This is a genomic window from Nocardia sp. NPDC059236, from assembly GCF_042754085.1.
In the GTDB taxonomy this organism is placed as follows: Bacteria; Actinomycetota; Actinomycetes; order Mycobacteriales; family Mycobacteriaceae; genus Nocardia.
Map to the genome: position 1 here is coordinate 1 of NZ_JBHZAF010000072.1, position 987 is coordinate 987.

General features: G+C 68.6%; 2 protein-coding genes and 1 tRNA gene. 2 read left to right on the top strand and 1 reads right to left on the bottom strand.

Annotated elements, in window-relative coordinates; all coding sequences use genetic code 11:
- A partial coding sequence (locus tag ACFXIV_RS47895; RefSeq protein ID WP_379421537.1) for a GntR family transcriptional regulator occupies positions 1-336 on the bottom strand: 336 nt, incomplete at its 3' end.
- 185 nt (positions 337-521) lie between these two features.
- Here ACFXIV_RS47895 and ACFXIV_RS47900 point away from each other — a divergent pair.
- Both ACFXIV_RS47900 and ACFXIV_RS47905 read left to right on the top strand, forming a co-directional pair.
- Positions 522-592, top strand: a tRNA-Gly gene (locus ACFXIV_RS47900).
- 33 nt (positions 593-625) lie between these two features.
- A partial coding sequence (locus tag ACFXIV_RS47905) for a hypothetical protein (protein ID WP_379421538.1) occupies positions 626-987 on the top strand: 362 nt, incomplete at its 3' end.

A 987-nucleotide genomic window follows, 5' to 3' on the forward strand; every position in this document is an offset into this window, starting at 1 on the left:
GTCCACCACCAGGTCGCGGCCCTCGGTCTCCGACTCCCACACCGAACGGCCAGCGCCCCACTGCTCGCGGGAAAGACGCTGAACAACCCGCCGCACCGTCGGCCGGACATCCCGCACGAAGACGCCCTTCCCCTTGCGCGGCTCGGTCAGCCCCTCATCGACCAAGACGCCGAGCGCTTGCCGGGCAGTCATCCGAGCGACCCCGTACTCGGCCATGAGCGCGTTTTCGCCAGGAATCCGGTCACCCGGCGCGTACTCGCCTCCCCGGATGGCACGGCGCAGATCGCCCGCGATACGACGGAACTTCACCTCGCGGGCCTGGTTGTCGGCAGCCACGGCGCCCCTCCTTTCCTCTCTAGACAGGGTATGGCGTGTTTCGCTGACGGGTGCGACCGAACGGCATGGTGGGCCATCGCCCGAGGTCACAGCCGTTGCCTGCGCGCCGGAGAGGTGGGCGGAAGTGTGTGTATCATCCCTGCCCGCGTTCGGCCGTCCTTAGCAGCGGCGCGGCCGACCGCACTGCGCCGGTAGTGACAATGCAGCACACCCGCCTTCCGGGCGGGAGGTCCAGGTTCAAGTCCTGGCCGGCGCTCTACCCCACTTCCTCACCACGCGGGGGCTCCGTATGTTCCATGGTTCGATTCCGGCGCCCCTCCGCTCGATCATCTACGAGCACGCCGGGGCCTGGCCCGAGACCGACATCTACATCGGCTGCTCGGGCAACTTCACCATCGAACGCGTCCTGCACTCCAGGTTCGGCCACGCGCGGCCGGTCCACGGCAACGACATCACCGCCTACTCCTGCGCCCTGGGCTGGTACCTCGCCGGGGAGGAGCTGCCGTACACGCTGCGCCCTGAGTACGAGGACACGCTGGGCTGGCTCGCCCCGTACATGGAGGACCGCGCCGACCGCCTCGCCACCCTCATGCTCGGCACCCGGTTCCTCCAGTACGTCGGAAAGGAGGGCACGTACTACCGACGGATGCT